The sequence below is a fragment of the Streptomyces sp. HUAS TT11 genome, assembly GCF_051553595.1.
Lineage (GTDB): Bacteria > Actinomycetota > Actinomycetes > Streptomycetales > Streptomycetaceae > Streptomyces.
This window is the reverse complement of the sequence record NZ_CP196184.1, coordinates 7888256-7901503: the sequence shown is the minus strand read 5'-3', so window position 1 is coordinate 7901503 and position 13248 is coordinate 7888256. Positions and strand designations below refer to the sequence as shown.

The following is a 13248-nucleotide window of genomic DNA, read 5'->3' as shown; positions in this document are numbered from 1 at the left end:
CCCCGTTCCGCTCCGCAAGCAGCGCATACGCGGAGAGTAATTGATCGATGGCATATTGTGCGGCACGTGGGCGGCCGCGCCGGTCGATCCCGGCGGGGTTCGCGGAAGCCGTGGATGCCGCGCGCGGACCGTTCATGGCCTGGGGCCCGGTGGGCGCTGCGTCACGACCGGCCCCCAGGACATTCCGTTGGGGTGCTCCGGGCAGGGCCGGGGTCCTACCCGGACGGGCGTGAACGCGCGCCGTCCACCGCGCAGATCGGTCCCCACTGTCCTTGATGGAAGAGGCCCGCCCGGCCCGCCGGCGTCGCACGGGGGCGCCGGAACGGCCAGGCGGCATGACGCACCCGCAAGGCGGCCCCGCTGACTCCGGCACCACCCCGCATGCGGTGTCGTAGTCGGTCGGGGCCGATCGCGGGACCGACAACGTCGACATCCGACGGAGCGACCAACCCACTGACCCGCCTGTTCGGCGTTCCGTCAGGTCTGCCACTCCCTGGCGCTGGCCGCATAGACCACACGGCGTGCACGATTCAGATTGCCGAGCGGGCGGAAGTCCGCGGGGGCATGCCAGGGGTTGAACGCGAGTTTGTCGACGCGGTCGCGGATGGCCTGTCCCTGCGGATCGAGGAGGTCTTGGACCGGAATGGTCAGGGTAGCCACGCCGAGCCAGGGCGTGTCGCGTTCCTTCCATTCCACGGCCCCGTCCTCGATCGGAGTCAGCCGCTCACTGACGAACTTCTGTACGTGCAGGGCGAACCGGACGGGCGACGTGCTCAGCCGTGCGGCGAACTCTGCCTGGAGCCGGTTGGCCGCGCCCGCTGGCGGGGCAGCCGCAGGTGTGGAAGGCCCGAGCGGGCTGAGGCGGAACCGGACGGGTCCGGTATCGCCCCACAGGACGGCCCCGCGGCTCCAGTAGGACTCCTGCGCCAGGCTGACCGAGGCGCGGTTGGCCTTCTTGAGATTGCCGAGGACGCGTGCGGTCTCCGAAGGGCCGAACTTCGCCAGCATGCGCGGCAGGACCAGGGCTTTGCGACCGGAGCCGATCTTGGCGATCTCGACGAACTGGGCGGCGTCACGGGCGTGGGAGACCGGATAGCTGGTCATGAGGAGGTCGTGCTCACGGCCACCGGGGAGGGCGATCTTGAGTGCTGCGCCACGGAGATCGGGGCTGCCGTCGGACCGGACGATGCCGCCGGCGTTCGACAGCCGCACGATGGTCCCCAGCCGCGCCCCGGCGGTGAAGTCTCCGGCGCGCAGGTCGGCGGGCAGATCGTCCCGGAAGGCGAGTTCGGCGTTGTCCACTCCGACGACAATCTTGGCGTGGAACGTGCGACGGGAGACCTGCGAGCCGGATTTCTGCTTGTTGGTCCGCTGGACGCCGACGATGGCGTCCGCCAGCTCGCGGAAGTGAGCCTCTTCGGCCTCCGGTGAGCCGCCGTGGTGGATCTCGCGCCAGTTGGGCGCGGCACCCTCGGTTTCCGGCGGGGAGTTGTGGCTGTCTGACATCGTGCGTCTTCCTTGTTCGGCAGGGCGGCCGTTCAGATGAGCCGGGCGTTGTGCGTAGCGGTGTCGATGACGTCGTCGAGACGGCCGGCAAGGACTTGTCGCGCCGCGCTGAGCGTGAATCCGACTGCGGTTCTGGCCGGTACATGGGCCGGGACGGCGAGTGCGTAGGGGTCGACGAGGACGTCGACGACGACCGGGCCACCCGTGTGTGCCAGCGCGGCCGCGAGGCCGTCCGCGACGTCGTCGGGGTCTTCGATGCGAATGCCTTTGGCACCCATGGCCTCGGCGACGACGGCGAAGTCCGGGTTGGTGAAGTCGGTTCCGAACGGGACGAAGCCGGCTTCCTGTTGCTCGATCCTGACGAAGTCCAGGCTGCTGTTGTTGAGCACGATGTGGACGACCGGCAGTCGGCGCTGTACCTCCGTGAGCAGATCGCCGAGTGCGAGCATGGTGAATCCTCCGTCGCCGCACAGCGCGATCGTCTGTCTGCCGGGGAAGGCGAGCTGGGCGCCGAACGCGCCGGGTGAGGCGGTGGCCATCGACGCCCAGGAGAACGATCCGAACAGCCGTCGCTTCGGGCCGTATTTGATGTGCCGGGCGGCCCAGATGACGGGGGTGCCGGTGTCGGCGAAGAACAGTGCGTCGTCGTCGGCGAGGTCGCTGAGGACACCGGCGAGGTACTCGGGCCTGATCGGTTTGATACGAGGGCCCTTGCTCGTGTAGTGCCGTGCCCTGCGATGGAACCCCTCGGTCTCCTCCACGCAGCGAGTAAGGAACCCGCCGTCGGGTTTCGGCTCGACCAGCGGCAGCAACGCGGCCACGGTGGCCTGTACGTCGCCGGTGACGCCCAAGGCCACCGGTGCTCGTCGGCCGAGACGTTCCGGGTTCCGGTCGACCTGGATGATCCTGGTCCTGCCGTGCGGCAGGAAGCCGGCGAACGGGAAGTCGGTGCCGAGCATCAGCAGCACGTCCGCGTGCTGGAGCGCGTGATGGCAGCCGCCGTAGCCGAGGAGACCGGTCATCCCGACCGCGTTCGCGTTGTCGTGTTCGAGGAACTGCTTGCCCTTGAGTGAGTAGCCGACGGGCGCACTCAGTTTTCCGGCCAGCGCCGTCACCTCGGCGTGCGCCCCGGCACAGCCCTGGCCACCGAAGACCGCCACCGTGCCCGATTCGTTGATCATCTCGGCCATCGCGGCGAGATCCTCCGCCCCGGCCGGCGCACGCACCGGCCGGGGCAGCCGTATCTCGTAGCGATCCTTCGGCGCGTCCGCGGCCGCTGTGTCACCGGGCAGTGCGACGACCGCGGGACCGCCCCGCGTCACCGCGGCCGTCACCGCCGAGGTCACAACGGTACGGAGCTGGCCGGGATTGACCAGCCGGCCCACGTACACCGCTGCGTGCGCGAAGAACCGGTACGGGTTCAGTTCTTCGACGGTCTCGCTGTCCATCAGGCCGGTTTCGGTGTCGCCGGCCAATACGATGAGGGGCACCTCCTCCTTGAGGGCGTCCAGCATCCCGTTGATCAGGTGAGCCACGCCGGGGCCGGCCGTTCCGCACACGGCGACCGGATGCCCCGTCAGTTTCGCCTCGGCGACCGCGGCGAAGACGCCGAATTCCTCGTTTCGCACGTGTACGAAGTCGACCTGGCCGTTGCGGCGCATGGCGTCGACCACCGGATTGAGCGCATCGCCCACGATTCCGTAGCAGCGCCGTACGCCTGCGCTGACCAGCATCTCCCACAGGCCGTCGGCCACCGTCTTCGACATGGTGGGTGTCTCCCTTCTCACCTGGTCCCGTCGGATCCGGTCAGCGTTCGCCGGCCGTGGCGTCGAGGACTCCGGCGCGCGGACTCAGCGCCCAGTCGAGGGCGAAGTCGGCGACGGCTTCCCACCCGGGCTCGCCGCAGGTGAAGTGATCGCGGCCCTCGAAGACGGTGTGGGCTGTGACCGCCGTCGAGTGCTTCGCGTTCCTCTCGTAGTTCTGCCGCTGGACGGCAGGGGGCAGGATGTGGTCGCTGCCGCCGGAGACAAACAACAGCGGCGCCCGGTCGTTGTCGGAGAAGTCGAAGGTCGTAGCCGCGTGCCGGGTGACAGCCGCGAAGCCGCCCTGGAACAGGATGCGGGCCGGCGTCGGCACCGCGTAGCGGTCGTATGCCTGCTGAGACGCGTTCTCATCCAGGGTGTTGGTGAAGGCATAGTGGAACTGCTCGGCCGTCAAGGGGACGGCCCTGTGTATGTTCGCCGGGTCCTTCAGGACCGGCAGGACCGAGCGGAGCTCGGACAACGGCATCGCGTTCACACCCTTGACGGCGGCTCCGTCGATCGACACCGCGGCGGCCCCGAGCCCGGCGCCCACCAGCAGCTGGGCGAACGTCCCACCGAACGAGTGCCCCATGATGATCGGCGGAGTTTCGAGTTTCTCGATCACTTCGGTGAGATGGTCCAGCACCTCGCGCACTCCGACACCGGCGATCGCCGAGGCGTCCTCGCGGAGCGCCGCCACCCCGGCCTCCCCCGCCTCGATCCCGGGGTATCCGGGGGTCAGCACGGTGAAGCCCCGCTCCTCGTACCGTGCCGCCCAGTGCTCCCAGGCGAGCGGCGTCATCCACAAACCATGGATCAGAACGATCGTGTCCGGTGCGGAAGTCATGTCAGCATCCTCTGTCGCTACGGCAGCGGCCCGGGCAGACACCCGGGCGACTCTGTCCTGCCGCAGTCAGCATGCCGCCGCTCGCACTGTGCACGGCCCCAACGATTTCGCCCCCTGTTGTGCACAGCAACGACGTCCGACCGCAGCTGAGTTCAAGATGCCGACTGCGCAGGTGCCGCGGCGCACGCGTTCGTTCGATGGCCCCCGACCGGACCGCTTCCCGAGGACAGGCCGCGACGGCGCATCCGCCCACCGCCGGCTCTCACTCGTGCCGGGCCGGGACCTCACTGCCCACTGTGTCCCTCCAGACCACGGCCAGCCGGGCCAGCTCACGATGCGCGTGCAGGTCGAGGTCGAGGCCGGACAGCTTCTCGATCCGGTTGATGCGGTAGAGCAAGGTGTTGCGGTGGGCCGGGAGCGCTACCGCTGCCGCCGTCCGGTTGAAACCGTGCGCGGCCAGGGACCGCAGCGTCTGTGACAACGTCCCGGAGGGGTCCTCGGCATCCAGCAGGCCAAGGACCCGCCGCACGATGTCTTCGGCCAGCCGGGGGGAGTTCGCGAGCATGAGCTCCGTCAGGAAGTCGTCCACGCGGATCCGTCCCCGGCGTCCGTCCCGGCTCGCCAGAGTGACCAGATCGTGCAGGTCGCCGACCGCGTCCGCGAGCCCGGCATCGCTGATGGCCGACTCGGCGGCGAGAATCAGTGCGCTGTCGGCGAGAAAACCGGCCCAGTCGAAGCCCGGCCCGGTCAGACCGGCAACGCGGTGACCCTCGGCGCAGGCAAGTGCACCCGCGGACCGGATGCGCGCCGCCAGGCCTGCGTGTGCAGCAGCCGAGCCGCCGTCGATCGCCGCGACGAAGGGACAGTGGGGTCCGGCGAGTCGGAAGCCCAGACGCTCCGCCCGGTCGAGGTCCTCGATGCTCGTCGCCGACCGTGCGCAGATCCGGGCGAACAGCGTCGCCGCCCGGGAGTTGCCGTCGGCGGACGGAAGGTCCCGTTGGTCGGCGAACGCCCGCGTGACCGTTGTCAGGGCGACGTCGAGGAACGCCCACGGCACATCCAGGTGAGGCAGCAACCGCACACCACCGCCCTCGGGCGAGCCGGCTTCCAGCACGGTGCTCCGTACCGCCCGCGCCGCCGCACAGCAGGCACGTATCACGTCCTCGGCGGCCAGACCGTGCCGCGCCGCCTCGCGCGCCGCCTCATACAGGTCGGACAGCACTCCCCCGTCGGGCTCCTGCCCGCTCAGCAGCCAGTTCCTGACCAGTTCCAGGCTGCGCCGGATGATGTCCTCCATGACGCCCGCCTGGCAGCCATGGGCGGCTATCCGACCCACCGGAGCGCCCCTGAGATCCCGGGCCACCTGCCGTGCCAGCAACTCGCTGTCGAGGTCGTGGAGAACGCTGCGCAGCCGACCGACCGCCGCGGGCCCACCGACGGCCCGGGGCATGGCGTGCATCTCTATTACCTTCCAGAGGCTCGGTGCGATCCGGCTCTCGCCGGGGCATGGGGCAGTGGAAACCGACGCCCGGGCGGCCAGTGGCGGCCGGCGCACGAAGATGCCCGGAGCCGCCGATGCGTCGGTCCGTCCGACCGGAACCAGCGCAGGGGGGCGACCGGTACGTGTTCACCGTGGGTTGTCCGGCGCGTTGCCGGAGACAGGTCCTTCGGCGCAGCGCCGTTACAGCACGTCCGGCGGTGGCAGCAGAAAGTTCCATGCGCTCAGCACACCACTCACGAACGCCACGAGCGAGGCGGGCGGCAGCAGGTAGAGCCCTGCGGTGCTGCCCGACGCCAGGACGGCTCCGCCCGTCACGAACAGCAACATGACGGCGATGCCGGTGTCACGGCGATCGAACAGGCCGGCCGGCCGTTCGGGAGCGGTGGCCGGACCGCGCCGGCGCCGCCCGATGACCATCAGGCTCAGACCCCCGGCCAGCCCGGCGGCGATGAACTCGGTGCCCAGGGCCCAGCCGGGCTGGCGAGGAACCAGCAGAACCGTCGCCATGACCAGCGGTGCGATGAACAGCACAAGGGTCTGCGCTGCGATCGCCCGCAGAACCGGATGTCCGGCGATCCGCTGGGCGTTCAGGGACACCGCGACGAACAGCAGGCCGGTGAGGGCACCGCTGGCACCCCCGGCCATCACGCCGAAGCTCTCCCAGTCAACAAGACCGGCCATACCTTCGCACTCTCCCCATCGCCAACTGGAACACGTCTGTCGGGGCAGCTTCCGCAACGCTCTCTCGCAATGCCCCGCGGTCACTTCCCACGGGGTCCGCGCCGCGACCGCAGTCGGCCTCCGGTGCGTGACGAAATCGGGCACAGGCTCCTCACCGAATGCGCGTTCTGCCCCCGCCATTCAACGCCCGTCCATCCTGTGCACGGGCACGAAGAAGAGGCCGGATTTTGGGAATTCGCCCACCGGGGGCGCCGATAGTTTCGCGGCATGAACAAGAGCCCTGCCGCCCGCATGGGTGGCTCCTGGACCTGGCATCTGCTCTACGGGCTGGTCTCGATCGTCACCGGTGTCATCGCCGTGGCATGGCCCGGTCCGACCCTCGTTGTGCTCGCGGTGCTCCTCGGCGCCCAACTGATCGCCACTGGGGTGTTTCGGCTGGTGGGATCGGCAAGCCTGGAGGAGACGAGTACCGCCCGCACCCTCACGGCGATCCTCGGCGTGGTGAGCCTGCTACTCGGGCTGTACACGATCCGGCACGTTCTGATCACGCTGCTCGCGCTGGGGGTTCTGCTCGGCGTCTACTGGATCGTGGACGGTTTCACGGCCGTGTTCGCGGCGGTCGACCATCCCGGCCTGCCCGGGCGAGGGTGGAATGTCTTCATCGGGCTGCTCGGTGTCCTCGCCGGCCTGACATTGCTGGCCTGGCCGGGGCTGTCGCTGCTGATGCTGGCCCTCCTGGCCGGGCTGTGGCTGATCATGCTCGGCGCCATGCAGCTGGGTCTTGCGCGCCGGATCCGGGATATCGCCCGACCGACCTGACCCCGTCCTCCGTGTCGCACGGTCTCGGGCGTGCTCAGGGTGGTGGAGTGATCGCGTTTCGGCGGCTTCCGTACCTCGGACCGCTGCACCGATCGGTGCCCGACTCACGGTGATCAGTCGTTCTCCCCCAACGGGCGACGTGCGCAGAGAGGCCTATCCGTGGGCCTCCGGCCGTCCCGAGGCCGACCGTACGTCCGCGGTGATGGTCTCCCAGGTGACCGCGAGCAGCACGAGGGTGCGGTCCCGCTGATCCTTGAGCGACAGACCGGTCAGCTTCTCGATCCGCGCTGTCCGGTACAGCAACGTGTTGCGGTGCACCGGGAGTTGGGCCGCGGTCGCCGTGTTGTCGAAGCCGTGGGCGGCGAGACACCGCAGGGTGTCCGCCAGGTCTACGGCTTCGGCCCGCTCCAGCGGGCCGAAGACCCGCCGGACTATCCGGTCGGAGGCTTCCGGTGAATCGGCCAGCAGCAGTTCGGGCAGGTAGTCATCGGCGCGCACCCGGCCCCGGCGTCCGGACCGGGCCGCGATCTCGATCAGCGCACGCAGGCCGTCGACGGCCGACCCGAGCTGATCGCGTGCGAGGGGCGGATCCTGCGCCAGGATCAGCCGCGGGTCGTCGGCAAACGCCGCCCAGACGAACCGGTCCGGTGTCAGACCGGTCACCCGGAACCCCTCGGTGAACGCGAGCGCCCCCGACGCGCGCAGCCGCGAGGCGAGATCGGCATGCCCGGCGACCGTGGCCCCGGCCAGCCGGGCGGTGAAGGGGCGATACGGCTCCACCAGGTCGAACCCGAGCCGGGCGGCCCGGTCACGGTCCTCGATCGTGACCGGCAGCCGCGCGCACAACCGGTCGAACAGCGCACGGGCACGCCGGTCACCGGCCGTTGAGGGCGCATCCTGCTGGTCGGCATAGGCCTGCACGAACACGTCCACGACCAGGTCGAGGTAGTCCTCCAGGCAGCCCCAGACCGTGTTCCACTCCGCGACGAGCACCGCCCGATCCTCGTCGCCCGCCAGCTCGAGGAGCGCTTCCCAGAACATCCGCGCACCACGGCGGTAGACCAGGATGCTGTCCTCGATCGGCTGACGGGCGACGGCACGGGCCCGCAGGAACTCGTGCAGTTCGGACCGGAGATAGTCGTCCGGTGGAACCCCGTTGACCATCCAGCGCATGACGAGGTCGACGTTCCAGCGCACCACGGCCGTCCGGTCCACGGGCCACTCGAAGCTGGTGTAAGCCGCCAGCCGGTCGAAGCCGTCCGCCATCCGGCGCACCACGACTCCGATGTCGAAGCGCTCCAGGACAGACCGCAGGCCATCCCCTGCCGTCCCCGCGCCGGACGGGGGAAGCGCATTCACAACACAATCCTGCCACATCCAGGCACCCCATCCGGCTACGCTCCGTCAGCCTCCCGACGCCACTGCCGTACGACGACTTCATGGTGCGCAACTCCGGCGACCAGGCCATGAGAGCCCGCACCGGCAGCGTCTTGACCGGGGTACTCGGCCAGGGCGCTCCGAGGCGGCAGACGACGTGCGCACCACGGCCGGGACCCTTCGGGCGGCCCGGCATCCTCGCCAAATGCCCTTTCGGCATCACCGAGCAGACCGCCCTGCGCTCCGTCGTGACCGCCCACCCGGAGCGCACCCGAAGCTGCGCCGACAGCGGTCAGTCCCGGCACCGGCTCCTGCCCCTGCCCCTGCCCCTGCCCCTGGGAGCATCGGAACAGCAGATGTCGGCAAGAACGACGTCAGAACTTCTAAGTGGAGCACGCCGGAAAAAGTTCCTTGCCGGAACGGCATGAATCTTTGCCGATCTGTCTGAGGTTTTCCCAGGCTGTGGGCATGAGCGAAACAAGTCCGGTGCAGGCGGACGTGCAGCCGTGGGATGTCGTGATCATCGGTGGTGGCGCTGCGGGACGGTCCGCGGCGCTGAGCCTCGGCCGAGTACGCCGCTCGGTGGTGGTGATCGACGCGGGTGAGCCGCGCAACGCCCCCGCTGTCGGTGTCGGCGCGCACGGCATCCTGGGCCGTGAGGGCATCTCGCCCCTGGAGCTGGTGCGCCTGGGGCGGGAGGAGGTGGCGGGATACGGCGTCCGCGTGGTCGACGCGCGGGTAGCCGAGGTCCACCGGGAAGGCGGCGCCTTCAGTGTGGTGACGGACGACCGGCAACGGGCGCGGGCACGCCGTGTGCTGGTGGCCACCGGCCTGGTCGATGAACTACCGGACATACCCGGCCTGGCCCAGCGGTGGGGACGCGATGTGCTGCACTGCGTCTACTGCCACGGCTGGGAGGTCCGCGACACGGCCATCGGCGTACTGGGCAGCTTTCACCAGGCGCTGCTGTTCCGCCAGATGTCCAAGGACGTCACCCTCTTTCGTCACACCGGCACCGAGCTGAGCGCTGAGCAAGGGCGGCAGTTGGCCGGACTCGGCGTAGTGGTGGTGGACGGCGAGGTGACGGCTCTGCGTATCGACGGCGACGACCGGTTGGAGGGTGTCCGGCTCGCCTCCGCGAGACTTGTCCCGGTGCGCAACCTGGTCGTCGCGCCCCGCTTCATGGCGCGTGCCGGGTTCCTCGACGGAATGGGACTGAGCATCGTCGGGCATCCCTCGGGTGCCGGCGAGCAGGTACAGGTCGATCCCTCGGGGTTCACCGGCGTCGAGGGGGTGTGGGCCGCGGGCAATGTCGCGGATGTGTTCGCCGGTGTGCCGAACGCCGCGGCGGCGGGTGTCACGGCGGCGGCCGCGATACACATGGACCTGCTGACGGCCGACGCGAAGGCGGCCGGCGCGACGAGGACGATCGACACCGTGTCCTTCAGCGGGGCGATGGAGGCAGAGGTCTCCCGCCGGGTTCTCGGCACACGTGTGCACGGTCTCGACATCGGCTCGGGCGCCTGATCCCGCCCCGGCGCCGGATCGTGTCACCGCCGGGGCGGGGTCAGGTGGTGCGGGCCCTGAGGTGAGCCCGCTCCCCCTGTTGCCCGAACAGCACGAGCAGTTCCACGACTTGGTCGTCGTCCGGGCCGAGCCAGTGCGGCACGTGGGTGTCGAACTCGGCCGCTTCCCCTGCCTTGAGAACCAGCGTCTGCTCGCCCAGCATCAGGCGCAGCCGTCCGGCCAGCACATACAGCCACTCGAAACCCCCATGGGTGCGCAACTCCGGCTCACGTTCCGGCCTCGGCGAGATCAGCAGTTTGTGTGCCTGAACGCCCCCGGGACGGCTCAACGGCACATAGGTCATGCCGTCGCGGCTCACCGGGCGCAGATGGATGCGCGGATCGCCGGTGGGGGGTGCGCCGACGAGCTGGTCCAGGGGAACGTCGTAGAGCTCGGCGAGCGGGAGCAGGAGTTCCAGGGTCGGTTTGCGCGCCCCGCTCTCCAGTCGCGAGAGCGTGCTCTCGTTGACCCCCGTCTGTGCCGCCACGTCGGCCAGCGTCAGTGACTTGCTGCGCCGCAGTTTCCGCAGCCGGGGACCGACGGCCGCCAGCACATCGTGTCGCCTCTGTTCATCCATGAACCCAGGTTGCCGAAACGGCATCCAGCTTTGCAACTTTGGCAGGTACGCGTGCATCGTCGTGAGCGCGGTCCCGCCCGGAGGCCCGAACCGCCTCCCCTTTGGACCAGCTCACCCCTTGATTGGACAGTGATGACCGCAACGACCGAGACGACGAGCCCGGGCATTGCGCTCGACCCGCGGCGCTGGCCTGCGCTGACCGTGATCTCGGTCGCGACGCTGATGGTGGTACTCGATGCCTCCATCATCAACATCGCCCTGCCCCGGGCTCAGGCCGATCTGCAGATCAGTGACGCCAACCGGCAGTGGGCGGTGACCGCCTACGCACTGGCGTTCGACGGTCTGCTGCTGCTGGGCGGTCGCATCGTCGACTTCGTGGGCCGCAAGCGCGTTTTCATGATCGGACTGGTCGGCTTCGCCCTCGCCTCCATGGTCGCCGGTGTCGAACCCAACGGTGCGGCGCTGTTCGCCGGTCGCGCGCTGCAAGGCGTCTTCGCCGCACTCCTCGCGCCGGCCGCCCTGTCACTGATCGCGGTCACCTTCACCGACGGCCGCGAGCGCGCCAAGGCGTTCGGCGTCTACGGCGCCCTGCAAGGCGCCGGAGGCGCCGTCGGACTCATCGCCGGCGGTGTGCTCACCGCGAACTGGCGCTGGTGCCTGTTCGTCAACACCCCCATCGCGCTCGCCGCCGCCCTGGCCGCGATCCCCACCGTCCGGGAAAGCCGCGCCGAAGGGCCGCGCCGCTACGACGTCCCGGGAGCCGTGCTGGTCACCACCGGCCTGATCGCTCTGGTCCGGGGCCTCACGCACGCCGCCGAAGGGGGCTGGTCCAGCGCACTGACCTGGATCCTGCTGGCCGCCGGAGCGATCCTGCTCGTCGCGTTCGTCGCCGTAGAACGCCGTAGCAGCCACCCGCTGCTCCCCCTGCGCGTCGTCCTGGACCACAACCGCGGGGGCAGGTTCCTGGCCTCCCTGCTCACCAGCGCCGGCCTGTTCGGTCTGATGCTGTTCCTGACCTACCACCTGCAGGTCAACCTCGGCTACCAGCCCCTGCACCCCGGACTGGCCTTCCTCCCCTTCAGCGTCGGCATCATCGCCGCCGCCACCCTCGGCGCACCGCTCGTTGCCAGGACGGGCCCCAAGCGGCTGATGGCGGCCGGGCTCACCGTCACCCTGGTCGGCTCCCTGTGGCTGGTCATGGTCAAGGCCACCAGCGGCTATCTGCCCGTCATCCTGCCCGCCATGATCCTCACCGGTCTGGGCCTGGGCGTCTTCTTCGTCGCCCTGCCCAACACCGCACTCGCGGGCATCGACCCCTCCGACACCGGCGTGGCCAGCGCCATGATCAGCACCACCCAGCAGATCGGCGGTGCCATCGGCCCCGCCCTGCTCAACACCCTCTACATCTCCGCCCTCACGGGCTTCCTCACCGACCACGACGGCGAGATCACCCGGACAGTACGCCTGGCCGGCTACCTCCACGGCTACCGCCTGGCGTTCGTGGCCAGCGCCGTCACGTTCGGTCTCGCGCTCGCCGCCATCGTTCTACTGATCAAAAAGCACACCCGCACCGACGTTCAGCCGACACCCCCACCCACGCCATCTGATCCGGCCACCGTTGACGAAAGAGAGCCCGCAATGAGCATCGGCAGCGACTCCGCAGCCTTCTGGGAAAAGCACTGCTCCGGCCTGGACGATCAGTGGGGCACCAAACCCAACGCCGTCCTCGCAGACCTCGTCACCACCCTCGCCCCCACCCCCGGCACAGCACTCGACCTGGGCTGCGGCCACGGTGGCGACGCCATCTGGCTCGCCACCCGAGGCTGGAACGTCACCGCCGTCGACATATCCCCCACCGCCCTGCAGCGCGTGGCCACCGGAGCCCGCGCCCACGGTGTGACCGAACGCGTGCACCCCGCCCGCCACGATCTCGCCCACGACCTTCCCGAAGGCCGCTTCGACCTGGTCAACGCCAGCTACTTCCACACCCCTCTCGACATCCCCCGCGAAAAGGTGCTGCGCCGCGCGGCGGCCGCCGTCGCCCCTGGCGGACTGCTGATCATCGTGGAACACGCCTCCATCGCGCCGTGGTCCTGGCAAGCCGGAGAGGACGTCCGCTTCCCCCACCCCGACGAAGTCCTCGCCTCACTCGAATTGGACGATTCGTGGACGCCCGAGCGTTGCCACGCCCCCCGACGCACCGCCACCGGACCCGAAGGCCAGCGGGCCACCGTCACCGACAACGTCCTGACCGTGCGCCGCACATCCTGACGAACGGCTCTGGAGACCCTGCTCCGTCGTCGGACTCAACTGCCTGCGCCAGTCGCAGAAAGGGCGCCGCGAACACGCTGGCGGCACTGAAGTCGATCGGCGCCGCCCGTCACACAACGCCCTGGCCACCGAACGCAAAGAACACGCCCGTATCCGAAGCGAGAAGGGAATCCGCTGCGGCGCACTCCCCCTCGTAGCCGCCCGCAGCCTGACCCAGGGGGCCGCGACCCCGAGAGCAACGACGGGCTTCGCGTCGAACCATGCGCGGGCTGTCGCCACCATGCGGCTGTCTGGTCGGGCG

Annotated in this window: 10 protein-coding genes; 3 read left to right on the top strand and 7 right to left on the bottom strand. The window is 69.7% G+C overall.

Features of this window, described 5'->3' with window-relative positions:
• Positions 1-477: 477 nt before the first annotated feature.
• From ACSHXN_RS35485 to ACSHXN_RS35465, 5 genes are all read right to left on the bottom strand, one after another.
• Complete coding sequence (locus ACSHXN_RS35485) at positions 478-1506, bottom strand: hypothetical protein (RefSeq protein WP_438305059.1); 1029 nt, start codon at positions 1504-1506, stop codon at positions 478-480.
• A gap of 32 nt (positions 1507-1538) precedes the next feature.
• Positions 1539-3272 (bottom strand): thiamine pyrophosphate-dependent enzyme, encoded by a 1734-nt coding sequence (locus tag ACSHXN_RS35480; RefSeq protein WP_438305055.1) that lies wholly within the window; start codon positions 3270-3272, stop codon positions 1539-1541.
• A gap of 40 nt (positions 3273-3312) precedes the next feature.
• Positions 3313-4155: an alpha/beta hydrolase gene (locus tag ACSHXN_RS35475; protein WP_355130392.1), complete on the bottom strand. Its 843-nt coding sequence runs from the start codon at positions 4153-4155 to the stop codon at positions 3313-3315.
• A gap of 262 nt (positions 4156-4417) precedes the next feature.
• Positions 4418-5614 (bottom strand): helix-turn-helix domain-containing protein, encoded by a 1197-nt coding sequence (locus ACSHXN_RS35470; RefSeq protein ID WP_438305053.1) that lies wholly within the window; start codon positions 5612-5614, stop codon positions 4418-4420.
• Positions 5615-5836: 222 nt separating this feature from the next.
• Entirely contained in the window at positions 5837-6337 is a 501-nt protein-coding gene (locus tag ACSHXN_RS35465) for a hypothetical protein (protein ID WP_355130396.1), read from the bottom strand.
• 267 nt (positions 6338-6604) lie between these two features.
• Here ACSHXN_RS35465 and ACSHXN_RS35460 point away from each other — a divergent pair, with 267 nt between their 5' ends.
• Positions 6605-7156: an HdeD family acid-resistance protein gene (locus ACSHXN_RS35460; RefSeq protein WP_355130398.1), complete on the top strand. Its 552-nt coding sequence runs from the start codon at positions 6605-6607 to the stop codon at positions 7154-7156.
• Between the two features lie 153 nt (positions 7157-7309).
• Here ACSHXN_RS35460 and ACSHXN_RS35455 read toward each other — a convergent pair whose 3' ends face one another.
• Positions 7310-8515: a PucR family transcriptional regulator gene (locus ACSHXN_RS35455; protein WP_355130400.1), complete on the bottom strand. Its 1206-nt coding sequence runs from the start codon at positions 8513-8515 to the stop codon at positions 7310-7312.
• A gap of 486 nt (positions 8516-9001) precedes the next feature.
• On the opposite strand from ACSHXN_RS35455, the gene ACSHXN_RS35450 reads away from it, so the two are divergent.
• Positions 9002-10060 (top strand): NAD(P)/FAD-dependent oxidoreductase, encoded by a 1059-nt coding sequence (locus ACSHXN_RS35450; protein WP_438305050.1) that lies wholly within the window; start codon positions 9002-9004, stop codon positions 10058-10060.
• A gap of 40 nt (positions 10061-10100) precedes the next feature.
• Here the strand turns inward: ACSHXN_RS35450 and ACSHXN_RS35445 are convergent, their stop codons facing one another.
• Complete coding sequence (locus tag ACSHXN_RS35445) at positions 10101-10676, bottom strand: helix-turn-helix domain-containing protein (protein WP_438305048.1); 576 nt, start codon at positions 10674-10676, stop codon at positions 10101-10103.
• A 132-nt stretch (positions 10677-10808) separates the two neighbouring features.
• Here ACSHXN_RS35445 and ACSHXN_RS35440 point away from each other — a divergent pair, with 132 nt between their 5' ends.
• The gene (locus tag ACSHXN_RS35440) at positions 10809-12947 is read left to right on the top strand and encodes an MFS transporter (RefSeq protein ID WP_438305046.1); all 2139 of its coding nucleotides are present in this window, start codon (positions 10809-10811) and stop codon (positions 12945-12947) included.
• Positions 12948-13248 lie beyond the last annotated feature (301 nt).

Excerpts from the sequence above, each read along its gene's own strand:
- ACSHXN_RS35485 (WP_438305059.1), bottom strand. The coding sequence starts at position 1,506 with ATGTCAGACAGCCACAACTCCCCGCCGGAAACCGAGGGTGCCGCGCCC.
- ACSHXN_RS35480 (WP_438305055.1), bottom strand. The coding sequence starts at position 3,272 with ATGTCGAAGACGGTGGCCGACGGCCTGTGGGAGATGCTGGTCAGCGCA.
- ACSHXN_RS35475 (WP_355130392.1), bottom strand. The coding sequence starts at position 4,155 with ATGACTTCCGCACCGGACACGATCGTTCTGATCCATGGTTTGTGGATG.
- ACSHXN_RS35470 (WP_438305053.1), bottom strand. The coding sequence starts at position 5,614 with ATGCACGCCATGCCCCGGGCCGTCGGTGGGCCCGCGGCGGTCGGTCGG.
- ACSHXN_RS35465 (WP_355130396.1), bottom strand. The coding sequence starts at position 6,337 with ATGGCCGGTCTTGTTGACTGGGAGAGCTTCGGCGTGATGGCCGGGGGT.
- ACSHXN_RS35460 (WP_355130398.1), top strand. The coding sequence starts at position 6,605 with ATGAACAAGAGCCCTGCCGCCCGCATGGGTGGCTCCTGGACCTGGCAT.
- ACSHXN_RS35450 (WP_438305050.1), top strand. The coding sequence starts at position 9,002 with ATGAGCGAAACAAGTCCGGTGCAGGCGGACGTGCAGCCGTGGGATGTC.
- ACSHXN_RS35445 (WP_438305048.1), bottom strand. The coding sequence starts at position 10,676 with ATGGATGAACAGAGGCGACACGATGTGCTGGCGGCCGTCGGTCCCCGG.
- ACSHXN_RS35440 (WP_438305046.1), top strand. The coding sequence starts at position 10,809 with ATGACCGCAACGACCGAGACGACGAGCCCGGGCATTGCGCTCGACCCG.